Source organism: Amycolatopsis australiensis (genome assembly GCF_900119165.1).
Taxonomy (GTDB): domain Bacteria; phylum Actinomycetota; class Actinomycetes; order Mycobacteriales; family Pseudonocardiaceae; genus Amycolatopsis; species Amycolatopsis australiensis.
Genome location: NZ_FPJG01000006.1, coordinates 5,566,287 through 5,593,263 on the forward strand (window position 1 = coordinate 5,566,287; position 26,977 = coordinate 5,593,263).

22 protein-coding genes and 1 pseudogene are annotated in these 26,977 nt (G+C 72.2%); 9 read left to right on the forward strand and 14 right to left on the reverse strand.

The window, feature by feature from the left end:
• Positions 1-19: 19 nt before the first annotated feature.
• From BT341_RS27365 to BT341_RS27380, 4 genes are read right to left on the reverse strand one after another with little or no spacing between them, the layout of a single operon-like run.
• The gene (locus BT341_RS27365; protein ID WP_072479010.1) at positions 20-1,396 is read right to left on the reverse strand and encodes an OFA family MFS transporter; all 1,377 of its coding nucleotides are present in this window, start codon (positions 1,394-1,396) and stop codon (positions 20-22) included.
• 15 nt (positions 1,397-1,411) lie between these two features.
• Positions 1,412-3,556, reverse strand: a complete 2,145-nt coding sequence (locus BT341_RS27370) for an acetate--CoA ligase family protein (RefSeq protein ID WP_072479011.1) — start codon at positions 3,554-3,556, stop codon at positions 1,412-1,414.
• Between the two features lies 1 nt (position 3,557).
• A complete protein-coding gene (frc, locus tag BT341_RS27375) occupies positions 3,558-4,787 on the reverse strand; it encodes a formyl-CoA transferase (RefSeq protein WP_072479012.1) in 1,230 nt (409 codons plus the stop codon).
• A 14-nt stretch (positions 4,788-4,801) separates the two neighbouring features.
• Entirely contained in the window at positions 4,802-6,538 is a 1,737-nt protein-coding gene (locus BT341_RS27380; protein WP_218177779.1) for a thiamine pyrophosphate-binding protein, read from the reverse strand.
• Here BT341_RS27380 and sucC point away from each other — a divergent pair.
• From sucC to BT341_RS27395, 3 genes are read left to right on the forward strand one after another with little or no spacing between them, the layout of a single operon-like run.
• A complete protein-coding gene (sucC, locus tag BT341_RS27385; RefSeq protein ID WP_281256038.1) occupies positions 6,537-7,919 on the forward strand; it encodes an ADP-forming succinate--CoA ligase subunit beta in 1,383 nt (460 codons plus the stop codon). The two genes, BT341_RS27380 and sucC, sit on opposite strands and share 2 nt — an antisense overlap.
• A 3-nt stretch (positions 7,920-7,922) precedes the next feature.
• The gene (gene sucD, locus BT341_RS27390) at positions 7,923-8,804 is read left to right on the forward strand and encodes a succinate--CoA ligase subunit alpha (protein WP_072479014.1); all 882 of its coding nucleotides are present in this window, start codon (positions 7,923-7,925) and stop codon (positions 8,802-8,804) included.
• Complete coding sequence (locus BT341_RS27395; protein ID WP_072479015.1) at positions 8,804-9,616, forward strand: LysR family transcriptional regulator; 813 nt, start codon at positions 8,804-8,806, stop codon at positions 9,614-9,616. Before sucD ends, BT341_RS27395 begins: the two co-directional genes overlap by 1 nt.
• Here BT341_RS27395 and fdhD read toward each other — a convergent pair.
• The 3 genes and pseudogenes from fdhD to BT341_RS27410 all read right to left on the reverse strand — a co-directional run bounded on the left by fdhD (position 9,604) and on the right by BT341_RS27410 (position 12,655).
• Positions 9,604-10,435, reverse strand: a pseudogene (gene fdhD / locus BT341_RS27400) (formate dehydrogenase accessory sulfurtransferase FdhD). The gene BT341_RS27395 and the pseudogene fdhD overlap by 13 nt on opposite strands.
• 2 nt (positions 10,436-10,437) lie before the next feature.
• Entirely contained in the window at positions 10,438-11,748 is a 1,311-nt protein-coding gene (locus tag BT341_RS27405) for an OFA family MFS transporter (protein ID WP_072479016.1), read from the reverse strand.
• Between the two features lie 496 nt (positions 11,749-12,244).
• Positions 12,245-12,655, reverse strand: a complete 411-nt coding sequence (locus BT341_RS27410; protein ID WP_072479017.1) for a histone-like nucleoid-structuring protein Lsr2 — start codon at positions 12,653-12,655, stop codon at positions 12,245-12,247.
• A 218-nt stretch (positions 12,656-12,873) separates the two neighbouring features.
• Here BT341_RS27410 and BT341_RS27415 point away from each other — a divergent pair, with 218 nt between their 5' ends.
• Positions 12,874-13,755, forward strand: coding sequence for a class I SAM-dependent methyltransferase (locus BT341_RS27415; RefSeq protein WP_084743008.1), 882 nt, complete (start codon positions 12,874-12,876; stop codon positions 13,753-13,755).
• Positions 13,756-13,759: 4 nt separating this feature from the next.
• Here BT341_RS27415 and dinB read toward each other — a convergent pair whose 3' ends face one another.
• The gene (dinB, locus tag BT341_RS27420; protein ID WP_072479018.1) at positions 13,760-14,950 is read right to left on the reverse strand and encodes a DNA polymerase IV; all 1,191 of its coding nucleotides are present in this window, start codon (positions 14,948-14,950) and stop codon (positions 13,760-13,762) included.
• Positions 14,951-15,106: 156 nt separating this feature from the next.
• Between dinB and BT341_RS27425 the strand changes: the two genes are divergently transcribed.
• Both BT341_RS27425 and BT341_RS27430 read left to right on the forward strand, forming a co-directional pair.
• Positions 15,107-15,526 carry a hypothetical protein gene (locus BT341_RS27425; RefSeq protein WP_072479019.1) on the forward strand — a complete coding sequence of 140 codons (420 nt, stop codon included), beginning with the start codon at positions 15,107-15,109 and terminating at the stop codon, positions 15,524-15,526.
• Between the two features lie 16 nt (positions 15,527-15,542).
• A complete protein-coding gene (locus BT341_RS27430) occupies positions 15,543-16,055 on the forward strand; it encodes a 2'-5' RNA ligase family protein (protein ID WP_245805119.1) in 513 nt (170 codons plus the stop codon).
• A 103-nt stretch (positions 16,056-16,158) separates the two neighbouring features.
• On the opposite strand, the gene BT341_RS27435 is transcribed toward BT341_RS27430, so the two are convergent.
• The 4 genes from BT341_RS27435 to BT341_RS27450 form a co-directional block, all read right to left on the reverse strand.
• On the reverse strand, positions 16,159-17,244 hold the full coding sequence (locus tag BT341_RS27435; protein ID WP_072479020.1) for a hypothetical protein: 1,086 nt from the start codon (positions 17,242-17,244) through the stop codon (positions 16,159-16,161).
• A gap of 9 nt (positions 17,245-17,253) precedes the next feature.
• Complete coding sequence (locus BT341_RS27440; protein WP_072479021.1) at positions 17,254-17,835, reverse strand: hypothetical protein; 582 nt, start codon at positions 17,833-17,835, stop codon at positions 17,254-17,256.
• Positions 17,836-17,854: 19 nt separating this feature from the next.
• Complete coding sequence (locus BT341_RS27445; protein ID WP_143168654.1) at positions 17,855-18,289, reverse strand: XRE family transcriptional regulator; 435 nt, start codon at positions 18,287-18,289, stop codon at positions 17,855-17,857.
• A 246-nt stretch (positions 18,290-18,535) separates the two neighbouring features.
• Entirely contained in the window at positions 18,536-19,357 is an 822-nt protein-coding gene (locus BT341_RS27450; RefSeq protein WP_072482205.1) for a helix-turn-helix transcriptional regulator, read from the reverse strand.
• Positions 19,358-19,430: 73 nt separating this feature from the next.
• Here BT341_RS27450 and BT341_RS27455 point away from each other — a divergent pair, with 73 nt between their 5' ends.
• Positions 19,431-19,769 carry a VOC family protein gene (locus BT341_RS27455; RefSeq protein WP_072479023.1) on the forward strand — a complete coding sequence of 113 codons (339 nt, stop codon included), beginning with the start codon at positions 19,431-19,433 and terminating at the stop codon, positions 19,767-19,769.
• Between the two features lie 4 nt (positions 19,770-19,773).
• On the opposite strand, the gene BT341_RS27460 is transcribed toward BT341_RS27455, so the two are convergent.
• A complete protein-coding gene (locus BT341_RS27460; protein ID WP_072479024.1) occupies positions 19,774-21,900 on the reverse strand; it encodes a discoidin domain-containing protein in 2,127 nt (708 codons plus the stop codon).
• A gap of 203 nt (positions 21,901-22,103) precedes the next feature.
• Here BT341_RS27460 and BT341_RS27465 point away from each other — a divergent pair, with 203 nt between their 5' ends.
• Together BT341_RS27465 and BT341_RS27470 are read left to right on the forward strand one after the other, a co-directional pair.
• Entirely contained in the window at positions 22,104-23,036 is a 933-nt protein-coding gene (locus tag BT341_RS27465; protein ID WP_072479025.1) for a DUF1996 domain-containing protein, read from the forward strand.
• Positions 23,033-23,560 (forward strand): DUF305 domain-containing protein, encoded by a 528-nt coding sequence (locus tag BT341_RS27470; RefSeq protein WP_072479026.1) that lies wholly within the window; start codon positions 23,033-23,035, stop codon positions 23,558-23,560. Before BT341_RS27465 ends, BT341_RS27470 begins: the two co-directional genes overlap by 4 nt.
• Positions 23,561-23,635: 75 nt before the next feature.
• Here BT341_RS27470 and BT341_RS27475 read toward each other — a convergent pair whose 3' ends face one another.
• Entirely contained in the window at positions 23,636-26,842 is a 3,207-nt protein-coding gene (locus BT341_RS27475; RefSeq protein WP_072479027.1) for a TIM-barrel domain-containing protein, read from the reverse strand.
• Positions 26,843-26,977: the final 135 nt, after the last annotated feature.

A 26,977-nucleotide genomic window follows, 5' to 3' on the forward strand; every position in this document is an offset into this window, starting at 1 on the left:
CGGGGAGCGGGCCGGACGGTCAGCCGCCCGCGGCGGCCGAAGGCCGCGCCACCAGCTCGGTTTCCGCGAGCTGGTGGCGCGGCCGGCCGGGCTGGCGCAGGAACAGCGTCAGCCCCGCCGAGAGCAGGGCGATGCACCCGGCGAGCACGTACGCGCCGGTGTAGCCCCACGCGCTGATCACGCCGGCGGCGAGCCCGCCGCCGCCGACGCCGCCGACCAGTTTCGCGCTGTAGACCAGGCCGTAGTTCGACGCGTTGTTGTTCTCGCCGAAGTAGTCCGGCACCAGTGCGGCGAACAGCGGGTAGAACGCGCCGCCGCCGAACCCGGTCAGGAACGCGAAGACCATGAACAGCACCAGGTTGTGCGTGTTCCCGGCGTACAGCACGCCGAACTGCGCGCCGGCCGCGATCACCAGCACCAGCGTGAGCGTCTGCTTGCGCCCGATCTTGTCCGACGCCCAGCCGACGACCGCGCGGCCGGTGCCGTTCACGATGGCCAGCACGCCGGCCGAGGAGGCCGCCACGAAGGCACCGAAGTGGCTCTCCTTGGCGAAGGGCACCTGGAAGTTGATGCCGAACAGCGAGACCCCGCCGATGATCACCAGGCACACCCACATCAGCGGGAGCATGCCGGTCCGGATCGCCTCCATCGGCGTGAACTGGCGGACCGCCGGCGGGTTCTTCGCCAGGCTCTTGACCCCGATCTTGCCCTTCGCCCAGGAGATCGGGTCGACCTCCTTCGGCCACCAGCTCTTCGGCGGGTCCTTGAACAGGAACCCGCACACGCCGACGACGATGAGCATGTACAGGCCGATGCCGTCGAGCACCCCGGTGACGTTCTCGTGCCCGAGGAACGCGCTGAACAGGTAGATGAACGGCACCGAGCCGTAGGCGAACCCGCCGTTCACGAACCCGGTCCGCGCGCCGCGCTTCTCCGGGTACCACTTCCCGACCATGTTGATGCAGGTCGCGTACACGAGCCCGGCGCCGGTGCCGCCGAGGACCGAGTACCCGATGAACGCCAGCGTGAGGTTCCCGCTGTGCGCGATGGTGAAGTAGCCGATGCCGCTGAACACGGCGCCGAGCAGCATCGCCGTCTTCGCCGAGACGACGTTGCGTTCCCGCAGCCGTCCGGCCGGGAACGCGACGCCGGCCTGGAACACCGCCCAGATGCTGGCCAGCCAGAATGCGTCCGACAGCGTCCAGCCGTACTTCTCCTCCAGCGTGCCTTCGACGGCGCCCCAGCCGTACTCGAACACGCTGACCGCCATCATGGCGATCCAGGGCAGCCAGACCATCCAGCTGCGCGAGCGCCCCATGATGTCGTGCGGTGACTCCCCTACCCGGTAAACTCTTCCGTTGTCGTCAGCTATCTCCTGGTACGTGGCTGCGGTCATCAGGGTTCTCCTTCGTCACCGTTGACTCAGGTTCGTGAGCAGGCCCGCGGCCCGGGCCCAGCGGTACTTCGCGCCGAGCACCGCGACGGGCTTCTCGGTCGTATACGGGTACGCGACGACGCCGCGGTCGTACAAGTGGTCACTCGCCTCCTCGACTTCGACGTCACCGGACAACGACGCGACCACGGGCTTGTGGATGCCCTTGGCGCGGAACTCCTCGACGACCTCGGACACCAGCTCGGCGAACACCATCGGCGGGGTGACGATGGTGTGCCAGTAGCCCAGGACCAGGGCGTGGACGCGGTCATCCGCCAGGCCCAGCGCGATCGTGTTGCGGTAGGTCGATGGCGGCTCGCCGCCGGTGATGTCGACCGGGTTGCCCGCCGCGCCGAAGGGCGGGATGAACTTGCGGAACGCCGTGTCGAGGTCCGGCGGGATCTCCATCAGGTTCAGGCCGTGGTCGACGCAGGCGTCCGACAGCAGCACGCCCGAGCCGCCGGCGCCGGTGATGATGACGACGTTCTCGCCCCGCGGCGCCGGCAGCAGCGGAATGCCGCGGGCGTACTCGAGCATGTCGTTCAGCCCGGTGGCCCGGATCACGCCGCTCTGGCGGAGGATGTCGTCGTACACCTTGTCGTTGCCGGCCAGGGCGCCGGTGTGCGAGCCGGCGGCCTTGGCGCCCTGCGCCGTCCGCCCGGCCTTGAGCACCACGACCGGCTTGCGCTTCGAGACCCGCTTCGCCGTCTCGGCGAACGACCGGCCGTCCTTGAGGTCTTCGAGGTGCATCGCGACGACCTGCGTGTTGTCGTCCTGCTCGAAGAAGGTGAGCAGGTCGTCCTCGTCGATGTCGGCCTTGTTGCCGACGCCGACGATCGCGGAGACCCCCATCTTGGCCGAGCGGCTGAAGCCGAGGATCGCCATCCCGATGCCGCCGCTCTGCGACGACAACGCCACGCCGCCTTTGACGTCGTACGGCGTGCAGAAGGTCGCCGACAGGTGCTCCGGCGTGTAGTAGTAGCCGTAGATGTTCGGGCCGAGGATGCGCACGCCGTGCCTCCGGGCGATCGCGACGACCTCGTCCTGGAGTTCGACGTTGCCGGTTTCGCCGAAGCCGGACGGGATGAGGATCGCCCCGGCCACGCCTTTCCGGCCCGCTTCCTCCAGTGCCGCGGGGACGAACTTCGCCGGGATGGCGAAGACGGCGACGTCGACGTCGCCGGGCACGTCGGTGATGCTCGGGTACGCCTTGCGGTCGAGGATCTCGGCGGCCTTCGGGTTGATCGGGTGGATCTCGCCCGCGTAGCCGCCGTCGACCAGGTTCTTCATCACCGAGTTGCCGATCTTCCCGGCCTCGGCCGACGCGCCGATCACCGCGACCGCCGCCGGTTTCATGATCCGGTTCATGGCCGTGAGGATCTCCTCCCGGCCGAACCGGACCGGTTCCTTCGCCGCCTCCGGGTCGACGAGGATCCGGACGTCCACGGCCGTGGCGCCGTCCGGGGTGGCGAGCACCGGGTTGAGATCCACTTCGGACAGCTGCGGGAAGTCCGTCACCAGCTGCCCGAGGCCGGTGATGACCGCGGCGAGGGCGGCACGGTCGACCGGGGCCGCGCCGCGCACCCCGCGCAGGATCTCGGCGGCCCGGATGCCGTCGATCATGGAGAGCGCTTCCCCGGTGCCGGCCGGCGCCAGCCGGAAGGTGACGTCCTTGAGCACCTCGACCAGCACGCCGCCGAGGCCGAACGCGACGATCTTGCCGAAGGCCGGGTCGGTGACCGAGCCGATGATCACCTCCTGGCCCCCGGCGAGCATGCGCTGCACCTGGACGCCGACGATCCGCGCGCCGGCCCGGTACGCCTTCGCGTTCCCGACGATTTCGGTGAAGCCCGCCCGCACGGCCTCGGCGTCGGCCAGGCCGACGAGCACACCGCCGGCCTCGGTCTTGTGCAGGATGTCCGGCGAGACGATCTTCAGCACGACCGGCAGGCCGATGGCTTCGGCGTGGGCCACCGCCTCTTCCGCCGTGGTCGCCAGCCGTTCGGCGGGGGTCGGGATGCCGTAGGCCGCGCAGACCGCACGCCCCTCGGGCGCGGTCAGCGACGAGCGGCCTTCGGCGGCCACCTGGCCGAGGATCTGCTCGACCGCCGCGCGATCCACCACGTCAGATCACCCCCGCCGCGCGGAACTTCTCGAGGTCGGCCTCGCTGTAGCCGAGTTCGGCCAGCACCTCGTCGTTGTGCTCGCCCAGCAGCGGCGACCGCTCGATCTCGACCGGCGAGTCGGACAGCTTGAGCGGGCAGCCGACGGTCTTGAACGTGCCGCGCTCGGGGTGCGGGACCTCGACGACCGAGCCCAGCTCGGCGAGGGTCCCGTCCTCGATCAGCTCCTTGGTGGACAGGATCGGGCCGCAGGGGATGTTGCGGGCGTTGAGCTGCTCCATCACCTCCCACTTGGTGTGCTTCTCGGTCCACTCCTCGACGAGCGCGAACGCTTTGTCCAGTTTGGACAAGCGCACCTCCGGGGTGGCCCACGCAGGGTCGTCGGCCAGCTCCGGCTTGCCGATCAGCTGCGTGAGCGGCGCCCAGCCGGGTGGCTGGATGATCACGTAGATGTAGTCGTTCGGCCCCCCGGGCGCGCACTTGACCGCCCAGCCGGGCTGCCCGCCGCCGGAGGCGTTGCCCGAGCGCGGCACTTCTTCGCCGAAGTGGTCGTTCGGGTACTCCCCCAGCGGGCCGTGCGCCAGCCGCTGCTGGTCGCGCAGCTTGACCCGGCACAGGTTGAGCACGGCGTCCTGCATGGCGACCTGGACGCGCTGACCGCGGCCGGTGGAGGTCCGCTGGTACAGCGCGGCGAGGATCGCGGCCACCAGGTGGATGCCGGTGCCGGAGTCGCCGATCTGCGCGCCGGTCGCGGTCGGCGGGCCGTCCTCGAACCCGGTGGTGCTCATCGCGCCGCCCATCGCCTGCGCGATCACCTCGTAGGCCTTGAAGTTCGCGTACCGGCCGGGCCCGAACCCCTTGATGGAGGCGTAGATCAGGCGCGGGTTGAGTGCCGCCAGCTTCTCCCAGGGGTAGCCGAACCGGTCGACGACACCCGGGCCGAAGTTCTCCACGAGAACGTCCACACCGGACACGAGCTTCTCGAAGACTTCCTTGCCTTCGTCGCTCTTCATGTTGAGCGTGATGCTGCGCTTGTTGGCGTTCAGCATCGTGAAGTAGAGGCTGTCCACGCCGGGCAGGTCCCGGAGCTGCCCGCGGGTGATGTCACCCCGCCCGGGCGTCTCCAGCTTGATCACGTCCGCGCCGAGCCAGGCCAGCAGCTGCGTCGACGACGGACCGGACTGCACGTGCGTCATGTCGAGGACGCGGACGCCCTCCAGTGCCTTGCCCATGCCTTGGCCTCCGCTCACTTGTACATGGTCTGGTTCATGGTTCCGGGGGCGTACACGTCGGGATCGACCCAGACGTTGATCAGCGACGGCTTGCCGGACTCGCGCGCCCGCAGCAGTGCCGGCCCGATGCCGGCCGGGTCGCGGACCTCTTCGCCGTAGCCGCCAAGCATCCGCGCGAACTCGTCGTACCGGACGTCGCCGAGGGTGTTGCCGACGCGTTCGCGCGGCAGGCCGTACTTCGCGGCTTGGCCGTAGCGGATCTGGTTCATCGACGAGTTGTTGCCGACGATCCCGACGAACGGCAGGTCGAACCGCACGAGCGTCTCGAAGTCCCAGCCGGTGAGGCTGAAGGCGCCGTCGCCGAAGAGCGCGACGACCTCCTTGTCCGGGCGGGCGTGCTTGGCCGCCAGGACGAACGGGATGCCGACGCCGAGGGTCCCGAGCGGACCCGGGTCCATCCAGTGTCCGGGCGACTTGGGCTGGACCACCTGGCCGGAGAAGGTGACGATGTCGCCGCCGTCGCCGATGTAGATCGAGTCCTCGGTGAGGAACTCGTTGATCTCGTGGACCAGCCGGTACGGGTGGATCGGGCTCGCGTCGGAGTGCTGCAGCGGCAGCCGCTTCCGCTTCGCCTTCTCCTCCACCGCCTGGAGCTCCTCGAGCCACGTCTTGCGGGCGACGGCACCGTTGTCGGTGCGGCCGGAGGCGGCCTGGGCGACGGCGGCGAGGACCTGGCCGGCGTCGCCGACGATGCCCAGGTCGATGTCGCGGTTCTTGCCGACCGTGCGGTAGTCGAGGTCGATCTGGACCACGGTGGCGTCCTTCGACAGGCGCTTGCCGTAGCCCATCCGGAAGTCGAACGGCGTGCCGACGATGACGATGACGTCGGCGTTGTCGAAGGCGTAGCGGCGTGAGAGCTGGAAGTGGTGCGGGTCGCCCGGCGGCAGCGTGCCGCGGCCGGCGCCGTTCATGTACGCCGGGATGTTGAGGGTGCGCACGAGGTCGGCGGCGGGCTCGGTGGCGCGTGTGGTCCAAACCTGGCTGCCGAGCAGGATGGCCGGCTTCTTCGCGTGCACCAGCAGGTCCGCGAGCTTCTCGACGTCGGCCGGGTCGCCCGCGTTCTTCGTGGACGCCCGGTAGCGGCCGGCTGCCGGGATCCTGGCCTGGTCCGGCGGCACGCGGGCGTCGAGGACGTCGCGCGGGATCTCCAGGAACGACGGCCCGGGCGCGCCGGCGTAGGCCTCGCGGAAGGCCATCGAGACGAGGTCGGCGACGCGGGCGGTGTGCGGGACGGTGGCCGCGAACTTGGTGATCGGCGTCATCATGTCCACGTGCGGGAGGTCCTGCAGGGACCCCATCTTGTGCTGTGTCAGCGCACCTTGGCCGCCGATCAGCAGCATCGGGCTCTCCGCGCGCAGCGCGTTCGCCACCCCGGTGACCGCGTCGGTCGTGCCCGGCCCGGCGGTGACGACCGCGCAGCCGGGCTTGCCGGTGATCCGCGCGTAGCCGTCGGCCGCGTGCGCCGCGACCTGTTCGTGCCGGACGTCGATGATCTCGATGCCCTCGTCGACGCAGCCGTCGTAGATGTCGATGATGTGGCCGCCGCAGAGGGTGAAGATCGTGTCGACCCCTTCGGCCTTCAACGCCTTGGCCACCAGGTGGCCGCCGGAGATTCCGGCCGGCGCGGGCTCGGCGCCGTTCGTCGCCGCGGCACTCTCCCTCGCGGTGGTGCCGGTCGTGGTCAGCGCCATGCTCAACTCCTCTGGTCCGCCGCCGGAACTCTCGTCCGGCGTTCCGTGTCGCGTTTTCCCCGAGGTCAGCGGCCTCAGCGCGGCAGACTGTAGATTGCATACCGTATGGGGTAGGCATATAGTCGCTCTTCGAGCAGCCCGTGTCCAGGGTCGTCCGCAGGCTTTTTCCGGCACGCGAAGCCGGGCCGGCGGACCGTCACCCCACGCCCTTTGCGCCGCGGAAAGGACGCCTCGCATGGACCTCTTCGAACACGAAGCCCGCGAACTCTTCGAGAAGCACGGCGTACCCGTCCCCCGCGGCCGGGTCGCCGAGGATCCGGCCGCGGCGCGGGCCGCCGCGGCGGCGCTGGGCGGTCCGGTGGTGGTCAAGGCGCAGGTGAAGACCGGCGGCCGCGGGAAGGCCGGCGGGGTGCGCGTCGCCCACAGCGCCGACGATGCCGAACAGGTCGCCGACGACATCCTCGGGATGAGCATCAAGGGCCACACCGTGCACCGCGTCCTGGTGACCGAGGCGAGTGAGATCGCCGGCGAGTACTACGTCTCCTTCCTGCTCGACCGCGCCGCCCGCACGTTCCTGGCCATGGCCTCGACCGAAGGCGGGATGGAGATCGAGGAGGTGGCGGCGTCCCGGCCGGACGCACTGGTCCGGGTGCCGGTGGATCCGCTGGCCGGCGTCGACGCGGCCGCGGTCGCCGCGCCGTTCCCGGCCGACGTCCGGGCGGAAGTGGCAGCCGTCGTCGAGAAGCTGTGGGAGGTGTTCGTCGCGGAGGACTGCACGCTCGTCGAAGTCAATCCGCTCGCGAGCACGTCCACCGGGATCGTCGCGCTCGACGGCAAGATCACTCTGGACGACAACGCGTCCTTCCGTCGCTCGTCCGCTTACGACGACCCGCTGGCGGGCGATCCGCTGGAGCGCCAGGCGCGGGCGAACGGCCTCAACTACGTCAAGCTGGACGGCGACATCGGCGTGATCGGCAACGGCGCCGGCCTTGTCATGTCCAGTTTGGACGTCGTGGCGGCGGCCGCACGGGAAGCGGGCGCACGCGGGCCGGCGAACTTCCTCGACATCGGCGGCGGCGCGTCGGCCGGGGTGATGGCCGACGGGCTGACCGTCATCCTCGGCGACCCCCGGGTCCGCAGCGTGTTCGTCAACGTCTTCGGCGGCATCACCGCCTGCGACGCGGTGGCGACCGGGATCGTGCGCTCGCTCGAGATCCTCGGCTCGCGCGCCACCAAGCCCCTGGTGGTCCGGCTGGCCGGGAACAACGTCACCGCGGGCAGGCGGATCCTCGCCGAAGCCGCCCACCCGCTGGTCACCGTGGTGGCCACCATGGACGACGCCGCCCGCGAGGCGGCGAAGCTCGCGATCGCGGAGGGCTGAACCGTGGCCATCTTCCTGGACGAGAACAGCCGGATCGTCGTCTCCGGCATCACCGGCGCCGAAGGCGCCAAGCACGCGCGGCGGATGCTGGCGGCGGGCACGAACGTCGTCGGCGGCGTCAACCCGCGCAAGGCCGGGCAGCGGGTGGACATCGGTCCGGTGTCGGTGCCGGTGTTCGGCAGCGTCGCGGAGTCGATGGCGTCGGCCGGCGCCGACGTCGGCGTGTTCTTCGTGCCGCCGCCGTTCGTCGCCGGCGCGGTGATCGAGGCGGTCGACGCCGGGCTCGGGCTCGCGGTGGTCATCACCGAAGGCGTCCCCGTGCACGACACCGCGCGGCTGTGGGCGCACGCCGTCGCCGCGGGCGGGCGGACGCGGATCGTCGGGCCGAACTGCCCGGGCATCGCCTCCCCCGGCCGGTCGAACGCCGGGATCATCCCGGACGGCATCACCGGCCCGGGACGGATCGGCCTCGTGTCGAAGTCGGGCACGCTGACCTACCAGCTCATGCACGAGCTGCGCGACATCGGGTTCTCGACGTGCGTCGGGATCGGCGGCGACCCGATCGTCGGCACGACGCACATCGACGCGGTGGAGGCGTTCGAGAAGGACCCGGAGACGGATCTGATCGTGCTGATCGGCGAAATCGGCGGCGACGCGGAGGAGCGGGCGGCGGAGTTCGTCCACGCGAACGTGTCGAAGCCGGTCGTCGGGTACGTCGCCGGCTTCACAGCCCCCGAAGGCAAGACGATGGGCCACGCGGGCGCGATCGTCTCCGGCTCGTCGGGCACGGCGGCGGCGAAGAAGGAAGCGCTGGAAGCGGCGGGAATCCGGGTGGGGCGGACGCCGAGCGAGACCGCGGCACTGGTCCGCGAAGTGCTCGGCTGATGGAGCTGCGCCAGCTGGCGGTGGTGGTGGCGGTCGCGGAGGAAGGCGGCTTCACGGCGGCGGCCCAGCGGCTGCGGACGGTGCAGTCGACGGTGTCGACGGTGGTACGCGCCTTGGAGCGCGACCTGGGAACACCGCTGTTCCACCGGACGACGCACCGGGTGGTGCTGACCCCGGCGGGCGAAGCGTTCGTGCCGGCCGCACGGGCGGCGCTGGCGGCGGCGGAGCGCGCCCGGGCAGCGGTGGCGCCGGTCGGCGGCCGCGTGCGGGTCGGCGTGTGCCCGGGGCTGCTGCTGGACCTGCCGCGGGTCCTGGCGACGCTGCGGCACGTCCATCCGGGGCTGGGGGTGCAGGTGCGGCAGGTGGCGGCGGCCAAGGCGGAGGATGCGGTAGCGGAGTCCGTTGTGGACGTCGCGCTGGCGGCGGTGGCCGGTGACACGCCGGGCGCGGACGGTTTCGCCACCCAGGTCCTCGCCGAAGAACTCGTCCTGGTCACCGCCCCGGGTGGCAGCCGTTCCGCGCCCGCCGACCTCGCCGGGCTCTCCCTCGTCGACTTCCCTCCCGGCTGGGCCGTCCGCGAAGCCGTCGACCGCGCCTTCCCCTGTCGCGAGGTTGGCCTGGAGGTCGACGACCTCGGCGTCGCCGGCGGGATCGTGCGTGCCGGGCTCGCCGCCTGTGTTCTTCCCGAGTCCGCCGCCGCCCGGTTCGCCGATCTCACCGTGCGGCGGTTCGAGCGGCCGTCGCCGTGGCGGGTCGCCGCCGTGCACCGGGGCGATCCCGCCGTCGCCGCCTTTCTGGCTCAGCTGCGCTGAAAGCCCAACCGGTCCGGTCGGGTGTAGACGTTCATCGACGTGCCGCGCAGGAACCCCACCAGCGTCAGCCCCAGCTCCGCGGCCAGGTCCACCGCCAGCGACGACGGCGCGGAAACCGCCGCCAGCACCGGGATTCCCGCCATCGCCGCCTTCTGCACCAGCTCGAACGACGCCCGGCCGCTGACCATCAGCACCGTCCCCGACAGCGGCAGCCTGCCTTCCCTGGCCGCCCAGCCGACCACCTTGTCCACCGCGTTGTGCCGCCCGACGTCCTCGCGCAGGCACAGCAGCTTGCCATCGGCATCGAACACGCCCGCCGCGTGCAGGCCACCCGTGCGGTCGAAGACGCGTTGCGCCGCGCGAAGTTCGCCGGGCAGGCGCGCGAGGGTCGGCACGTCGGTGCCGAACGGGTCGGCGGCGACCGGCCACGGCACCGTCGTGCGCACCGCGTCGAGGCTCGCCTTGCCGCAGAGGCCGCAGGACGACGTCGTGTAGAAGTTGCGTCCACGGACGCGTCCGGCGGCGCGACACCGGGAGCCAGCACGACGTCGAGAACGTTGAAGGTGCTGCCGCCGTCGGCCGTCGCGCCCGCGCAGTAGCGGATCGAGCGGATGTCCGGCGCCGTCCGCACGACGCCCTCGCCGGCCAGGAAGCCGGCGGCGAGGTCGAAATCGTGGCCCGGGGTCCGCATCGTGATCGAGAGCGGTTTCCCGGCCACCCGGATTTCGACGGGTTCTTCGACGGTGAGCGTGTCCGGCCGGATGGTGTGCCCGCCGTCGTGGACGCGCAGCACCCGGCGCGGCTGGTCGTCCGCCCCATCGTCACGCCGCCGGCAGCAGCGACTCGGGCCGGCCCGGCTGGGTCAGCCGCCCGGACAGCACCGCGGCGGCCAGGCTCAGCACCCCCGCCGCGGCGAAGGCGCCGAGGAACCCGTGCGACGTCACGACGAGGGCGGCCAGCCCGATCCCGACCGCCGCGCCGGCGGCCTTGGCCGAGTACAGGACGCCGAAGTTCTGCGCCGCCGATTCCTCGCCGAAGTACTCGCGCACCAGGCCGACCAGCAGCGTGTAGCAGCAGCCGTTCCCGAGCCCGGCCAGCGTGCCGCCGAGCAGCAGGCCCACGGCCTGGCGGTGTTCGCCCGAGAAGAAGAGGACGAACTGCGCGACGCCGCCCGCGAGCAGCGCGGACCGCAGGATCCGGGGCCGGCCGAGCCGGTCGGCGAGCCGTCCGACGAGGACGCGGCCACTGCCGGTCGCCGCGGCGAGCAGCGCCAGCGCGGCCGCGGCGAGCCCAGGACCGCTGCGCCCGGCGGCGAACGTCGCGAGGTAGGCGAGGTCGAACAGCAGGACGGCGGCCGTGAGCACGACGACGAGGTACAGCGCGAGGGTCGTCCGGCAGCGCAGCAGCTCGGCCGGCCGGTAGTGGCGGAGCGCGGGACGCCGGTTGTGCGCCTTGTCCAGCGCCCACGTGCGCGGCTCGGGCGTCGCCGGCCACCAGTGGCGCGGCGGGTACCGCAGCAGGGCGGCGCACGCGGCGAGCACGACGAGCACGACGGCGGCGGTGACGTCCAGCAGCACCGGCCGCGCGGCCGGGAGGCCGGCGGCGAGCACGACGAAGGGAACGCTCCCGTAGGCGAAGGCGCCGCTCACGATGCCCGTGGTGGCCGCAGTCCGGTCGGGGAACCACGCGAGCACCGCGCCGACGCAGGTCGCGTAGACCAGGCCGGTGCCGAGGCCGCCGAGCACGGAGTAGCCGAGGAAGACGGTGAGCAGGCTGCTCGCGTGGCCGAGCGTCACCAGCCCGGCGGCGCAGAGGACGGCACCGGCGGCCATCGCGGCGGGCGCCGGCAGCAGGCGGCGTTCGCGCAGCCACGCGGCCGGGAACGCGGTACCGGCCTGGCAGAGGGCCCAGACGGCGAGCGACAGGACGACGCCGCCGAAGGTCCACCCCGGCGTCCGGCTCAGCGCGGGGACGAGAGCGCCGAAGCCGTACTGCTGTACCCCGGCGGCGAGCATCGCGGCGGCGGCCAGCCAGGTGACCCACGCCCGCGGACGGCCGAGCAGCTCCCGGTCGGACTCGCCGACGCGGTACCGCCGTCCGTAGACGTCGCGCAGCTCGCGGACCTCGGACATCGCGACCGCCTCCTCAGACTTACTGAAGATTGTATGCAGTATGAAGTAGTCCGAGTGTGCGCCCGTGACGGCGAATTGTCCACCGGTGGCGGGAGGCGGAGGCGAAGGCGGCCCGGTGGCCATCGAGGGAGGAGGCGGCCACCGGGCCGTGCTCCGGCGCGGTACCGGCCGCGCCGGAGCACTGACAGTCTGGCCATCACGGCGACCGCCGACAAGCGTGCCCGGCCGGGAAATGCGCGATCCCGAAAGGACCGCGGTGGTGGAAAATCCCACACAGGCAAGGGAATCGCCGAGCGATACAGGGCTCACTGCGGGAAAACTCCGGCCGTTGCCCGGAAACCGCGCAGCATTACACCGGCGCCAGCCCGCGCGGGGGAAGCTCGCTGCCGGAAGTCTCCGGCCATTATCCGGACACGGCCTGGCCTTCCACCGTCGGCCCGAACCGGTGCAGGCCCATGGCCGCCGACCTTGTCGATCAGCAACCGGTTCCGGCGCGTCAGGCCTTCTTGCGGGAAGCGCGCTTGCGCGCCGGCTTGGCCTCGGCCTGTCCGGCCGACGCCGCCTGGTCCGCTTCGAAGCCCGCGATGATCTCGCTCGACAGGCGGCCTCGCTCGGCCACCTCGTAGCCGTTCGCCTGCGCCCACTCGCGGATCTGGCGGTTGCGCTCGCGGTCCGTGCTCGAGCTCGACGAGCCCGACAGCGACTGGCCCGTCGCCAGGCGCACCTTGCGGCCGCCGATCCGCCGCGCGGCGGCGACGTAGCGGGCGAGCTCGTCCCGGAGCGCGGCGGCGTTCGCCTCGGACAGGTCGATCTCGTACGTCACCCCGTCGAGGCTGAAGGGGACGGTCTGCGAAGCCTCACTCCCGTCGAGGTCGTCCACCATCTCGACGTGCACCCGTTGCGCCATGGTTCGTCGTTCCTCATCTTCTCCAGAACACGGTCGGACAGACCCTAACCTGTCGAATCACGTCCGGCACGCGCGACACCCGGCAAGCGTCCACAATGGCCGCCCGGACGACCACGTCGCCGTCCTCCAGGGTGACCGCAACCGAGCCGGAATGCGCGTCATCTTGCCGATAATTTGTTTTTGTGATATGCTTGAAATCGAATCGGTACCGTGTCCGCATGACCACAGCCGACTTTCCCGGTATTGCTCCCCGCGTCAGCCGCACGGCCTTCACCGCGGCCGCCGCGCGGGCGGCACATTTGCTCGTCGACGCCGAGCCGAGCATCTTCGCCGACACCCTCGCCGCGCCGCTGCTGGGCCCGCACGCCGAGGAACTCCTGGCGTACCACCGCCTCCACGGCACCCATCCCGTCCTGGCCGGCGCCCGCCTCCAAGCGGTGTGCCGCAGCCGGTTCACCGAAGACCGGCTCACCCGCGCCAATTCCGGTATAGACCAGTATGTGATTCTCGGCGCCGGGCTCGATTCGTTCGCGTATCGCGCCGCATCCCGCCGAATCCGGGTGTTCGAGGTCGACCGGCCGGCCACCCAGGACGCCAAACGGGAACTGCTCGACCGCGCCGGGATCGCCGTGCCCGCTTCCGTCACCTTCGTCCCGGCCGACTTCGAAGCCGGCCCGCTCCGGGAACGGCTGGTCCAGAGTGGACTCGACCCGTTCCGCCGCGTGTTCGTCAGCTGGCTCGGCGTCACCATGTACCTGACGCGGAAGGCGATTCTCGCCACATTGACGGATCTCGGCGCTTTCGCCCCCGGATCGGAAATCGTGACCGATCACCTGCTTCCGGAGGAACTGCGGGACGCGGCGGGAAACGGCTACGCCGAAGCCGTCGCGCCGCTGGCCGCGCAGCAGGGTGAGCCGTGGCACACGTTCCTCTCCCCCGCGGCCATGGCCGGCCTCCTGCGGGCCGCCGGCTTCGAAGTCGTCGAACAAGCCGGGCAACGCGAGAGCGTGGCTCCCCGGCTGTGGAACCGCACGGACGCGCTGCGGCCCGCCGCGCTTTCCGCACTGGTCCACGCCCGCGTTCCCGCACCGGGGAAATGAGCCGTCAGTCGGGCAGCAGCGGCACTTCGAAGTCGTCCGGCCGGCCCAGCAGCACCGCCCGGGTGACCGCCGCCTTCCCGAACCGGTCGCGCACCGCGTCCAGCGCCGTGTCCAGCTCGCTCGCCCGCTGCCGCTCGAACGGCAGCGACAGCTGGAACGGATCCTCGTCGGCCAGGTTCGACAGCGCGGCGCCGAGCAGCGTCAGCCCGCGGTCGGCGATCATCGGCACCGCGGCCGCGAGCAGCTCCCGCGCCGCGGCGAGCAGCACGCCCGTGCCCGCGGTCGGCTCGTTCAGCGTGTGCGAGCGCGTGACCCGGGCGAAGTCGGCGAACCGCAGGCGGATCGTCACCGTCCGGCAGACCCGGCGGGCCGCGCGCAGCCGGCGCGCGATCCGGTCGATGAGCGCCACCAGCACCACGTCCAGCTCGGCCGGGGTTCGCCGGCGGCGCCCGAGCGCCCGCTGGGCGCCGATCGACCGGCGCCGCCGGCCGACCTCGACGCGGCGCGGGTCCCGGTTGTGCGCCAGGGCGTGCAGCTGGCCGCCGGCCGCCCGGCCCAGCATGCCGACCAGGTCCACGTGCTCCGACGCCGCCAGCTGGCCCACCGTCCCGATCCCCCGGGCGCGCAGCTTCTCGGCGGTGACCTTGCCGACGCCCCACAGGGCCTCGACCGGCAGCGGATGCAGGAACTCCAGCTCCGCGTCGTGCGGGACGACCAGCAGGCCGTCCGGCTTGGCGACCCGGCTGGCGACCTTCGCGAGGAACTTCGTCCGCGCAACCCCTACCGTGATCGGCAGGCCGGCGCGCTCGGCGACGGCCGCCCGGAGCCGTTCGGCGATCCGGCTCGGCCGCCCGCCGATCCTGGCCAGCCCGCCGACGTCGAGGAACGCTTCGTCGATCGAGAGGCCCTCCACCCACGGCGTGGTGTCGTGGAAGATCTCGAACACGGCCTTGCTCGCGGCCGAATACGCCGACATCCGCGGCGGCACGACGACCGCGTCCGGGCACAGCCGCCGGGCCTGCGCGCCCCCCATCGCGGTCCGCACGCCACAGGCCTTGGCCTCGTAACTCGCGGCCAGCACGACGCCGCCGCCGACGATCACCGGACGTCCTTTCAGCGCCGGATCGTCGCGCTGCTCCACCGACGCGTAGAAGGAGTCGAGGTCGGCGTGCAGGATGGGCCCCTCGTCGGTCATAGAACATATGTTCGCATACCGCGGCGCCGAAGTCCGCTCGTCCGCCCGCCGCCGGCCCCGGCCCGTCCGCCGAAACTGAGCGTTTTCCCGGTTGTCCCCGTTCTGTCGCGCGGCTCACACTCGAAGCCTTCGCAGCACCCGACGACTGGGGACGACATGACCGAGAAGTGCCGATGCGGCGACCACCACGCGTGGGCCGCCCCGAACCCGCAGGACCGGCCCGCCGCGGCGCGCCAGCCGCTGCTGGCTTCGACGCTGGCCACCGAAGACCGCGCCGAAGAGGCCGGACGGCTCGACCCGACCGGCCGCGTCACCTGCCGGACGCACCGGCGCTGGCTGCACGACTGCGTGTCGTCCCCGGTGCACGCCAACCCGGCGATCGGCTACCGCTGGTGCCGCAGCTGCGACCACCAGGCGCTGGTCGCGGTGGACGAACTGACCGGCGAGGTGACCATCCACTGCGGGCTGTGCGGCAAGAGCCCGCGCAGCCGCGCGAACCGGGAACTCGTCGAGCTGTGCCGGCGCAGCCTCGCCCTGGCCCGCTCGGGCCGGTTCCCGGAGCGCGCCGCCGCCTGACTGCCATGATGCGGAGGTGCCCTCACCCGGAACCACCGCGCTGGTGATCCTGCTGCCCGCCGCCGAACCGGTGCTGGCCGCGGCCCGGCGGGTCGACCCCGCCCTGGTCCGCCCCGGCCTGCCCGCGCACGTGACGGCGCTGTACCCGTTCCTGCCGGACGCGGCGCTGACCGACGAGGTGCTGGCGGACGTCCGCGCCCTGGCCGCGCGGACGCCACCGGCCGAAGTGCGCCTCACGGAGTTCACGACGGCGCCCGGATTCGCGGCGATCCCGGCCCCGTCGCTGCAGCGGGTCACGGACGCGGTGTGCGCCCGCTGGCCGGAGGTGCCCCCGTACGGCGGCCGGTTCGGCCCACGCCCCCCGGCACACGTCACGGTCGCGATGGGCGGTGACGAGCAGACGCTCGAGCGGGTGGCCGCCGAGGTCCGGCCACTGCTGCCGCTGACCGACCGCGCCGACACGCTGCGGCTGGTGGCGTTGACGGAACGTGGCTGGGAGTCCCGGCTGGAAGCGCCGCTGGGCGGGTGAGGTACTGCGGCCGGCTGGACGGCCCGCGCACCGCTGTTTCTTGCGATCCACCGGGCAGCGCCGGGTGGAATCCTCGCCCGCGATCGCACTGCCGGGCACCACGTCACCCGGCCTGCGGGCTGACCTCGTCCGCCGTCGCGTTGTCCAGCTTGCGGTAGGCGCGGGCGATCGCCCGCAGCCGGGCCACGTCCGCGGCGAACGGCTCCGCCGCCGCGGCCGGCGGTTCCGTCTCGCCCGGCTCGTCCGGAAGGTCGCGCACCAGCCTCGCGGCCGCGCGCGCCGGGAGGCCCGGTGTCACCCCGGCCAGGATCAGGCCGTCGTTGGTTTCGCTCATCGCCGTCAGCAGCCGCTCGCGGCGGGACGATCCGCCCGGGTCGATGCGGACGATGTCCGGGAACCGCCGCGTCAGGTGCTCGCGGAGGGGCCGCAGCAGGCGCAGCGTCTTCGCGTCCCGGCGCGCCGCCGCCAGTCCCGGGATCGCCGGGATCGTCAACCCCACGACGATCAGCAGCACCGAAACGGCCGGGAAACCGACGTCGAGCGCGCACGGCAGCGTCGAGAACGGCCCGCGGCACAACGCCTGCACCGGATGGTCGGACTGCAGCGCCCGGATCGTCGCGACGACCTTCCCGGCGAGGTAGGCGACCGCGAACGCCGACGCCAGCAGCAGCACCGCGAGGCCGGCCCGCAGCGCGCCGCCGCTCGCGCGGATCGTCACCGCCGCCACCACGCCGATGTCGAGCACGGCGAACCCGAGGTAGGCGGTGTAGACGAAGACGTAGACCACCAGCGTCGGGTGCGTGCGGTACAGCTCGTCGAACACGCCGACGCCGCGCGGCAGCCCCCGCGTGCCGAAGAACATGACGGTCAGCAGCGCGAGCGCCACCGCGAGCGCCACCAGCCGGGTGCGCCGCCCGCGGTCGCGGGTGCCGCTGATCTCCGCGACCGTCAGCCCGATCCCGTAGGCCGCGACCATCGTCGCGAGGTTCGACAGCAGCCGTCCCAGGCTCGGGTAGATCTCGCTCTCGACCAGCTGCGCGCGATTGGCCAGGAAGCAGAACGCCGCCCCCAACGCGATGAGCGAGACGGCCAGGCCGGCGCCCGCGCCGGTGCGCCGCGCCCGGACGACGCGCCAGATCCCGACCGCCAGCGCGAAGACCCCGACCCCGAGGAACAGAACGTCGATCACGGGACGGCACTATCCCAGGAGTGCCGCCAGCCGCCTAGCCTGGTCGGCCGCCCGGCCGTACGCGCCCGGCTGGACGGCGGGCGGTTCGCTCGTCGCGGCGCTCATCAGCAGCACGGCGATCAGCTCGGCCTCGTACTCGTCGCTGCCGGTGGTGACGCGCGTGAGCAGGTGCGACAACGCCTGCGGCGCCAGATCGGGCGCGAGCCGCGCCGCGTCCGGCTCCGCGATCCGGCACGTGCCGGTGTGCGCGCAGAGCATGTGGGCCAGCTCGTGGGCGATGATGTGGTCCTGGTGCAGCGCCGACGTGTGCTCGACGTAGGCGATGAGGTCGTAGTCCGGGCGGGCCTGCCAGGCCCCCGACGGGCGGCCGGGCCGGTACTCGACCGGGACGAGGTCGATCTCGCGGCCCCGCCAGGCTTCGAGGGCGTCGACCCAGGCGTTCATCGACCACGGCCGGGGCATCGGGACGGCGGCGAGCACGGCCCGCACCCGCTCCCGGGCACCGGCTCGCAGGTCGCGCTCGTCGATGGGTCCTCCCCGCTCACCGGGCGCCAGCCGGGTGCACCGGGGCGCGATCACGGACGAGGTCATCGTAGCCGACCGGAGGCCGTCACTCCGGCTTCCGCCGCCGTCCCTCGCGACGCCGGTTCTCGTCGTAGCCGGCCAGCTGGTCGAGCAGCGCGGTGACGGTCTCGCGGTCCCTCGGCGAGAGCCGCATGGCGCGTTGCGCGAGGTGGCGCGCTTCGCTGTCACGCCACGCGATGACGTCCTCCACCTGCTGGTCGATCCGCTCGGCGACCTCGTCGTCGAAGAAGTAGGTGACGGGCACGCCGAAGAACTGCGCGAGCGCCTGGATGTGCGAGCGCTTGGGGTCCTTGCGCGCACCGACGGCGAGCTGCTGGACGTGCGTGGCCGACATCGTGACGCCGGTCTGCTCGGCGACGCCGTGCGCGATCTCCCGGTAGGAGTACGGCTTGCGGTCGGGCGGGTGCACGGTCGCGATCAGGTGCGCCAGCCGTTCGGCGAAACTGCGCTCTTCGCTCACCACACACCACCTTCAGCCAGGAAACGTGACAACCGTCAGCCTAGCTGTTGCGAAAACTTGACACAGCCTGTGCCGTGAAGACTACGATACCCCTGTTCGGTGTTTCGAAAACTGGACACCGGGCCCGGGGTGGCGCAGCGGCCCGCGGGGTACGTCACGTGGTCGCTGGGGGTGGCCACGCGCCCAGCCCTTCCGCCGCCGCGCCGCCCCGCTCGGAGCGCGGTCCGGTGGCTGCTCCGGTGGGCTTCACCCGGCCAGGAGGCGGCGCAGGACCGCCGGTGTCCTGCCGGTGTGCTCCCGGACCGTGCGCGTCAGGTGCGCCTGATCCGCGAACCCCAGCTCGGCCGCCAGCGTCGCCAACCCCCGCTCCCCCGCCTCCAACCTGTCCAAGGCGCGCCCGACGCGGACCCGGTTGCGATACCGCGTCAGCGACACCCCCAGTTCCCGCGGAAACGCCCGGCTCAGCCGATACGGCGAAACCCCCAGCGAATCCGCCAGCGGGAACAGACCCGCCGCCGCCGGAACGTCCTCGGCGATCGCCTCGCGGGCGCGGGCCACCAGCGCGCCGTCGGCGGATGGGGCCGAGACCGGTGCCGGCTCCTCGGCCGCCTGGGTGATCGCGCGGCCCACCAGCGTGAGCAACTCCTCCGCCAGCGCGTAGTCCGGGTCGCCGATCGCCGCCACCGCCCGGCGATGGGCCAGGTCCAGCACTCCGTCGACGTACACCGTCGAGCGTGTCACCCGGTCGCCCGCCAGCTGCCGCCACCTCGCCGCGCCGAACGTGACCGACGTGCAGACGTCTCCGCCCGCCGGGTGCGCGAACCGTTCTTCGTCGCCCGGCGAAGCCAGGTACGCCAGTGTCGGGTCGGCGTCGGCCACCTCACCGCGGACGCGGCGGCGGAACCGGCCCCGGCGGACGAGCACCATCCGGTGGCCGTCGGCCACCTCGGGCGGCGACCAGCCGGTGTGCTCGTCCGCGCACTTGACCACGCTCAGCGCGTACCCCGGCCGGGCCGCGACTTCCACTGCCTCACGCACGAACCGCAACCTACGCCGGGGGTACGACAGTTTCGGCAAGGATCTTCAAGACCGCGGCCCCGGCCGGCGGGCAGGCTCGGCCGCGACCGAAAGGAGTCGGGAAATGCCCGCGGAACTCACCACCATCGTCCTCGACTGCGCCGACCCGGCCGCGCTCGCCGCCTTCTACGCCAAGGCACTCGGCCGTGAAGTGACCTACCAGGACGAAGACACCGTCCAGCTCGGCAACCTGGGCTTCCAGCGCGTCGCCGGCTACCGCGGCCCCGGCTGGCCGGACGACGCCAAGCACGCCCACCTCGACCTCCGCGTCACCGATCTCGACCGCGCCGTGCGGGAGTTCGAGGCGCTCGGTGCCACCAAGCCGGGCTTCCAGCCCGGTGGCACCGGCTGGGTCGTGCTCGCCGACCCGGAAGGCCACCTCTTCTGCCTCATCCCGGGCTGAGCCGTCAGGTCCGGTAGACGCCGAACTCGTACAGCGAGTAGCCGTACCCGGTGCCGCGCTGGGTCGCGTACAGCCGCACGTACCGGGCCGTCGCCGTGACGGCGAGGTCGTCGGCGCCGCCGTCACCGGACGTCGTCGAGTACACCGGGCGCCAGTTCGCCGCGTCGTCGCTCACCTGGATCTCGTAGGCCTTGCCGAACGCGGCCTCCCAGACCAGCTGGACGTGGTCGAACGCCTGCCTGCCGCCCAGGTCGACCTGCAGCCACTGCGGATCGGCCCACGCGCTCGCCCAGCGCGTCGCGGTGTCGCCGTCGGTGGCGGCCTGGGGCGGGTAGGGCGCGCCGGGACCGTCGGCCTGGTAGGTCGACGCCGTGGTCGCCGCGCCGCGGGCCAGGTTCGTGCCCGGCACCGGCGGGGCGACCACGCGCAGCGACCGCGTCTCGATGCCGACGTTGCCGTGGCCGTCCCGGGCGTAGAGGTAGAGCTTCCACACGCCCAGCTGCTGCGGTGCCGTCACCGTGAACGGGCCGGTCCCGGTGAACTGCGCCGGAATCAGCCCCGACGCGTTGTCGATGTACTTGCTGTTGTAGCCCATGGTGTAGGTGACCGGGTCACCGTCCGGATCGGACACCCGGGCGGTCACGGTGAACGTCGAGCCGGCCGGGACGTCGGTCACGCGGCTGAGGTCCATCGACGAGATCACCGGCGGCGTGTTGCCGCCCGTCTGTCCACTGTAGAGCTTGCGGACGGCGTACCACGACAGCCGCTTCTCGTTGCCGGTGGTGATGTTGAACCAGACGCCGCCGAAGTCGCCTTCGGTGCCGTAGTGGAACAGGGTCGCGCCGAGCGCCACGCCCGGATGGGCCAGTACGCAGTTCCACGCGTTGACGTAGCCGTCGCGCTTCTGCTGGTCGGTCGGCTCCGCCGGGACGCCGTTCGCGTCGGCCGGCACCTCCCATTCGCCTGCCGGGCCGGTCTCGGTGATGATGTAGGGCTTCGTGTAGCCGCCCGCGAGCCAGTCCTGCTTCACCTGGCAGACGTGGGCGTAGGAGTTGACGGAGTACAGGTCCAGGCTCGGCGCGTACGCCTTGTAGTACGGCCAGGCGCCGGTCCACGCGTCGGTCGAGGTGACCGGGTGGCCGGCGTCGATGGCGTGGATCGCCTGGGCGGCCTGCTCGACGAAGCGCGTGTAGGCGATCCGCTCCTGCTCGAGCTGCGTGCCGGAGTAGCAGTTCTGCATGCCCAGGATCGACTCGTTGCCGACGTTCCACATCAGCACGCCGGGGTGTGCCCGGTAGGCGGTGACCCACTTCTGGATCTCGCCGAGCACCGTGGTCTTGTAGTTCGTGTCGGTGGTGTAGTCGACGCAGCCGCCGCTGCCCGGGCCGCCGCCGGGTTGCAGCCAGAAACCGTTGACCACCTTGATGCCGTTCGCCGCGGCGGCGTCGAGGAGCGGCTGGGTGGTGCCGTCGGTGCCCCAGGTGCGGACGGTGTTGACGCCGATCGCGTGCAGCTCCGGCATCCGCGCGGCGGCCTCGCCCACCGGCGGGCCCCACGTGAGTCCCTTGACGGTCCACGGCTGCCCGTCGACCGTCAGCTGCCAGTTCCCCTGGGTGCCGGTCACGCGCGTGGCGCCCGGACCGCCCTGGGCCGCGGGTGTGCCGCTGACCTGGAACTCCCACAGCGAGTAGCCGTAACCGCCGACGCGGTGGGTGCCGTAGAGCCGCACGTACCGGCCGTGGCCCGTGACGGAGAGGGTCTGGACACCGCCGGCGGCGGTCGTCGTGCTGTAGACGGTCTGCCACGACGAGGCGTTGTCCGAGACCTGGATTTCGTAGGCGGTCGCGTACGCGGCTTCCCAGTTCAGCGTGACCTGGCTGATGTCGGCGGGCGCGCCGAGGTCGACCTGCAGCCACTGCGGGTCGCTCCACGCGCTCGCCCAGCGGGTGCCGGGGTCGCCGTCGACCGCCGCCGACGCCGGCGTGCCCGCGCCTTCGGTGCTCGACGCGGTCGCCGGTCTGCCCTGCGAAAGCACGGTCGCGGCGTGCGCCGGGGACGGGGCGGCGAGCAGGCCCAGCAGCAGCAGGGCCACGAACGCCGGGACGGCACGGAGAAGCGACGGTCGGTCCACGATGACTCCCGTACGGCCAGGGGACGGAGATCGGAGAGCGCTCTCCGGCGCGACCGATGGTTCGGCACCACGGCCCGCGTTGTCAAGGCCCGGGCCGCAACCCGACAAGGACTGTCCGGCCGCTCCTTGACACGGCGGCACCGCGGTGCGCATGCTCTGGGAGAGCGCTCTCCCATCCTTGGCACCCTCACCGTGGAGGACCATTGGCAACGAAAGCCGCGCTCCTCGCCTGCACCGCCGCCACCGTGCTGGCAGGCGCCTTCCTGACCGCGGCCACCTGGTCGCCCGCCGGGGCCGACGACCTGGTGACCCACCACGAGTTCCAGGTCAACTGCTCCCCCAGCCACCACCGGCCGGACGACCCGATCGTCTTCCCGGGCCTGCCCGGCGCGTCGCACGACCACACGTTCCTCGGCAACAAGACCACCGACGCGACGACCACGCTGCAGTCGCTGCAGGCCGCGGGCGTCGGCAACACGACGTGCCTGGCGCCGGACGACCTGTCCGCGTACTGGTTCCCGACGGTCTACAACGGGAACCAGGTGGTGCTGCCGAACTTCGCGCAGGTCGTGTACTACAAGTCCGGCATCCTCGACTACACGAAGGTCGTGCCGTTCCCGCCCGGCCTGCGGTACGTCGCCGGGAGCGTCACGGCGACGCAGGACGAGTTCCAGCACGCGCCCGGCGCGATCGAGGGCTGGGAATGCGGCGACAGCTTCCACAACTGGGACATCCCGGTGCACTGCGCCGACGGCAGCCAGCTCAACATCCGCTACCAGGCGCCGAGCTGCTGGGACGGCGTCCACCTCGACTCGGCCGACCACAAGAGCCACATGGCGTACCCGGACCGGGCGACGCTCGTCTGCCCGGCCGACCACCCGGTGCCGGTGCCGATGCTCGAGTTCAAGATGGCGTTCCCGGTCAGCGGCGACATGTCCGGCGTGCACCTGGCCAGCGGGCGCGGGTATTCGTGGCACTACGACTTCTTCAACGCGTGGGACCCGGAGACCCTGGCGGCGCTGGTGACGCACTGCATCAACGGCGGCCTGCAGTGCGACCCGCGCGGCTTCGACCTGTACAAGCCGGACCGCGGCGGCGTGCTCGGCCCGAACTACCGGCTGCCCGGCCGTCCGTGAGACGGCTGTTCCTCGGGGCGGTGGTGGCGCTGACCATGGGCGGATGCGCCACCACCGTCCCCGCGCCCGGTCCCGCGTCGTCGTTCGACCCGACCGACATCGCCTGGCTGCAGCTGGTCGTGCCGATGACGGAGAACGCGCTGGCGGCGGCCCGCCTGGCACCGGACCACGCCGCGAGCGCGTCGGTGCGTGCCGCCGCGGGTTCGATCGTTGCGCCTTCGGAGCGGCTGCTCGTCCGGCTGAAGGCGGCCCGCGACCGGGCCGGGCTCCCGGCGACCGAGGTCCACAGTGGACACCGAATGCCGGGCATGGTGACGCCGGCCGACCTGGTGGCGTTGCGGACCGGCGACGGCCCGGAGTTCGACCGGCGGCTCGTGGCGCTGCTGCGGGCCCACGCGGCGCAGCTGGTGGTGCTGGCCGGCGGCGAGCAGACCTCCGGCGCCGACGCGGAAACCCGCGGACTGGCCCGGGAAGCCGCGGCCGAAGCCACCCGCCAGCAGCAAGCACTGGCGACCGCCGCCTGACCCGGAAAGCCGTGAATGCCCCAGCCGAGGACCAAGTGTCCGCGGCTGGGGCATTCACGGTGTTTCAGCGCGGGATCAGTAGGTCACCGTCACCGGGCCCCGCCCGCCGTGGGTGGTCACCGTCAGGGTGTGCGTCGTGGCGTCCCACTGCCACGCACCCGACGGCGCCCAGCCGTTGCCGATCCGCACGCCCCGCGGCGCCGACGTCACGCCCAGGAACTTGACCGTCCACTCGCGCGCGGTCACCTGGTCCCGGAAGCCGCCCTGCGCGGGCGCCACCGTCACGGTGTGCGCGCCGGGCCGCTCGGAGTAGGTGATCCGCGTGGCCGAGCTGTGGGCGGCGGACTTGCCGTCGTCTTCGTACAGGCTGAACGCGCCGGACGCGCCCGGCGCGACCGTCACCGTCGCCCGGTTCAGCGGGTTCTGGACGTCGTTGGCGACGTCCGCCGTCCGCGTCACCGTGATGCCGCCCGCACGGACGAACACCGGCATGCCGGACAGGTCGGTCGTGACCTGCTGCGTGGTCCCGCCCGCGTAGGTCTTGCCGGTGAAGTAGTCCGTCCACTGGCCCGGCGGGAACCAGACCGACGTGGTCGCCGACGTCCCCGGCGACGTCACCGGCGCCACCAGCAGGTCCGGCCCGTAGAAGTACTCGCTGTTCGCCGCGGCGTAGGCGGCGGGCTCGTCCGGGTACTCGACGTACGTCGGACGCACCACCGGGACACCGGTCGTCGCGGCCTGCTGCGCCAGCGTGTAGGTGTAGGGCACGAGGTTTTCCCGCAGGTTCAGGAACTTCGTCGCCGACGCCTTCGCCGCGTCGCCGTACTGCCACGGCAGCCGGTCGCTGTGGTTGCTGTGCAGCCGGTCGATCGGCTGGAACGCGCCGAGCTGGACCCACCGCGCGTACAGATCGTCCGGCAGCTTGAACGTCTGGCGCTGCTGGCCGCCCGAAGTGTAGGTCTCGCTGCCGCGCAGGCCGGTCGTGTCGTTGTGGCCGCCGATGTCGTGGCTGATCGGCGACAGGCCCGTCGCGGCCGACTCGGCCGGCGTGATCCCGACCTCCATCCGCAGCGTGCCCCACGTCGACGACGTGTCGCCGGTGAAGTGGACCGAGCTGCGCTTGTCGGCCCACGGCCCGGTCGACAGGCCGACCGGACCGCCGTACCCGCCGGCCTGCAGCGAGCCGTACGCCCGCGACGTCACGAAGCCGCGCTCGATCGCCGGCGCGGACAGGTCCGCGTACTTCTGGTTGATCCACGAGTCCGGGGTCACGCCCGGCAGGCTCGACTTCGAGCCGTCACAGCACCAGTCCAGCCACCAGAAGTCGTTGCCCTGGCTCATCATCTCGCCGTGCAGCTCCAGGTACGCCTTGAGCTGATCGGGGTCACCCCAGTCGAAGACGTAGCAGTCGTCGCCGCAGGTCCTGGCCAGCTTGCCCTTCGCGGTCGCCTGCGCGCGGGCGAACTGCGGGTCCGAGCCCATGATGCTCGGGTGGATGTTCAGGGTGTTGTGCAGGCCCTGGGAGTGCGACCAGGCGAAGAACCCGGCCGGGTCGGGGAACTTCGACTTGTCGAACTGCCAGCCGTTCCACGTGTCCGGCGCCTTGAAGTCGGTGTCGGTCACCAGGACGTCCAGCGGCACGCCTTCGCTGCGGAACCGCGGCAGGATCGTGTCGCGGTAGTCGGCCGCGGTGCGGTCGATGTACTCGGAGTACCAGACGCCGTAGGCCCAGCGCGGCAGCAGCTCCGACGGCCCGGTCAGGGTCGCCAGGTCGCGCAGGCCCGCCTTGTAGTCGTGGCCGAAGGCGAAGACGTAGCCGTCCTGGTAGACGTCACCGCCGTGCGAAGGCCGCTGCGTCACCGCCTCGGTCCGCGTGTCGTAGAGGGCCGAGGGGGTGTCGTCGAGCAGGTACCAGCCGTCGGAGTGCAGCAGCCCTTCGGTGAGCGACGGTGTGCCGTTGTCGCCGTTGACGCCGTCGAGGCCGCGCCGGTACCCGCCGAGCGTCAGGTGCGGCTGCGGGGCGGCGGCCCCGGGCCGGGTGACCGCGAGCGTGTCGAGGTTGACGTGGCAGCTGACGTCGTCGGGGCAGCCGAGGACGACGTCGTTCGTGCCGGTCCGCAGGTCGACCGGGACCGACGTGGTCCGCCAGCTGTCCCAGCCGTCGGTGGCGGGGAGGCTGAGCGTGCGGGTCACGCCGTTCGCGGCGACGGTCGCGGTCCGCGTCTCGTGGCGGCCGTCGCCGCCGGTGCCGTTGGCGTAGCGGACATCGAGCTGGTACGTGCCGGCGGCGGGGACGTCGACGACCCGGTGGGTCAGCGACGAGCCGCGGTTGAGCTCGGCGACGAACCCGCGTCCGGCGTACCCGCCGTGGTCGGTGGCGACCACGGCCGTGCCGGTCCGGAGGCCGGCTTCCGCCTCGCAGCTGACGTCGAGGGCGCAGCCGGTGAACGCACGTGCCGACGCGGGCGGGAAGGCCGCGCCGGGCGTCAGCACCGCGAGGGCGTCGACGTTGACGTTGCCGGAGTCGGTGGCGGTCCGGATCAGGCGGACGCTGTGCCGTCCGGCGCCGAGGGTGACCGGAACCGAGGCGAGGGCCCAGCTGTTCCAGTCGGCCGTCACGGGAAGCGTGAGCTTCTGCGGCGCCCCGCCATCGACGGAGACGCTCAGCGTGCGGGTGACGTGCTGGCCGTCGCCGCCCTGGCCGTTGGCGTACCGGGCGGTCAGGGTGTAGGTGCCGGCCGAGGCGGCGAGGACGTCGGCGGTGGCCGAGGTGCCGGCGCTTTCGAATCCGGCGAGGAAGCCTTCGCCGGTGTAGCCGCTGTGGTCGGTGGCGACGCCGAGCCCGTCGGCGGTGAGGTCTTCGGCCTCGCAGAGCGCGCCGACCGCGCAGGTCAGGTGGTGCCACGGCGCCGCGGTCACCGGCGCGGCGCCGGCGCTGGTGGTGATCCGGAGGTTGCCGGCGTCGAACGGCCCGGAGCCGAGCTTGTAGGTGAGGGTCGTCGCGCTGGTGCGGATGGTCAGGACGCCGTTCGCGGTCGTCGAGGTGTACGGCGTCGGGGTGAACGACCCGCGCCCGACGGCGTTGAAGGTGGCGGCGTCGGTGAACCGGCCGTCACCGGCGTACTCGGTGCGGATCAGGGTCGGGGAGAGGACTTGGAAGCGCGCGTTGCCGGCGGTGACGGTCTGGCGCACCGGCCCGGCACCGGCCGGAGCGGCGACGGTGACCACCGCCGCGGCGACGGCCAGCGCGCACGTCAAGGGGAGGATCGTTCTCGGCCGCACGGGCGGAACTCCGTTCCGGGTGGGGACCCAGCCAGTTTTACAACGTTGGAAAAGCCGGTTCGATCTGAGCACAGGAGCCGGGCCGATGTCCATACCGCTGAGCGGAACTGTCCGGACAGGCCAGGCGCTTTGCCC

Coding starts and splice junctions, on each gene's coding strand:
- BT341_RS27365 (WP_072479010.1), bottom strand. CDS start 1,396: ATGACCGCAGCCACGTACCAGGAGATAGCTGACGACAACGGAAGAGTT.
- frc (WP_072479012.1), bottom strand. CDS start 4,787: ATGGGCAAGGCACTGGAGGGCGTCCGCGTCCTCGACATGACGCACGTG.
- sucC (WP_281256038.1), top strand. CDS start 6,537: ATGCTCAACTCCTCTGGTCCGCCGCCGGAACTCTCGTCCGGCGTTCCG.
- BT341_RS27380 (WP_218177779.1), bottom strand. CDS start 6,538: ATGGCGCTGACCACGACCGGCACCACCGCGAGGGAGAGTGCCGCGGCG.
- BT341_RS27395 (WP_072479015.1), top strand. CDS start 8,804: ATGGAGCTGCGCCAGCTGGCGGTGGTGGTGGCGGTCGCGGAGGAAGGC.
- BT341_RS27405 (WP_072479016.1), bottom strand. CDS start 11,748: ATGTCCGAGGTCCGCGAGCTGCGCGACGTCTACGGACGGCGGTACCGC.
- BT341_RS27410 (WP_072479017.1), bottom strand. CDS start 12,655: ATGGCGCAACGGGTGCACGTCGAGATGGTGGACGACCTCGACGGGAGT.
- BT341_RS27415 (WP_084743008.1), top strand. CDS start 12,874: ATGACCACAGCCGACTTTCCCGGTATTGCTCCCCGCGTCAGCCGCACG.
- dinB (WP_072479018.1), bottom strand. CDS start 14,950: ATGACCGACGAGGGGCCCATCCTGCACGCCGACCTCGACTCCTTCTAC.
- BT341_RS27425 (WP_072479019.1), top strand. CDS start 15,107: ATGACCGAGAAGTGCCGATGCGGCGACCACCACGCGTGGGCCGCCCCG.
- BT341_RS27440 (WP_072479021.1), bottom strand. CDS start 17,835: ATGACCTCGTCCGTGATCGCGCCCCGGTGCACCCGGCTGGCGCCCGGT.
- BT341_RS27455 (WP_072479023.1), top strand. CDS start 19,431: ATGCCCGCGGAACTCACCACCATCGTCCTCGACTGCGCCGACCCGGCC.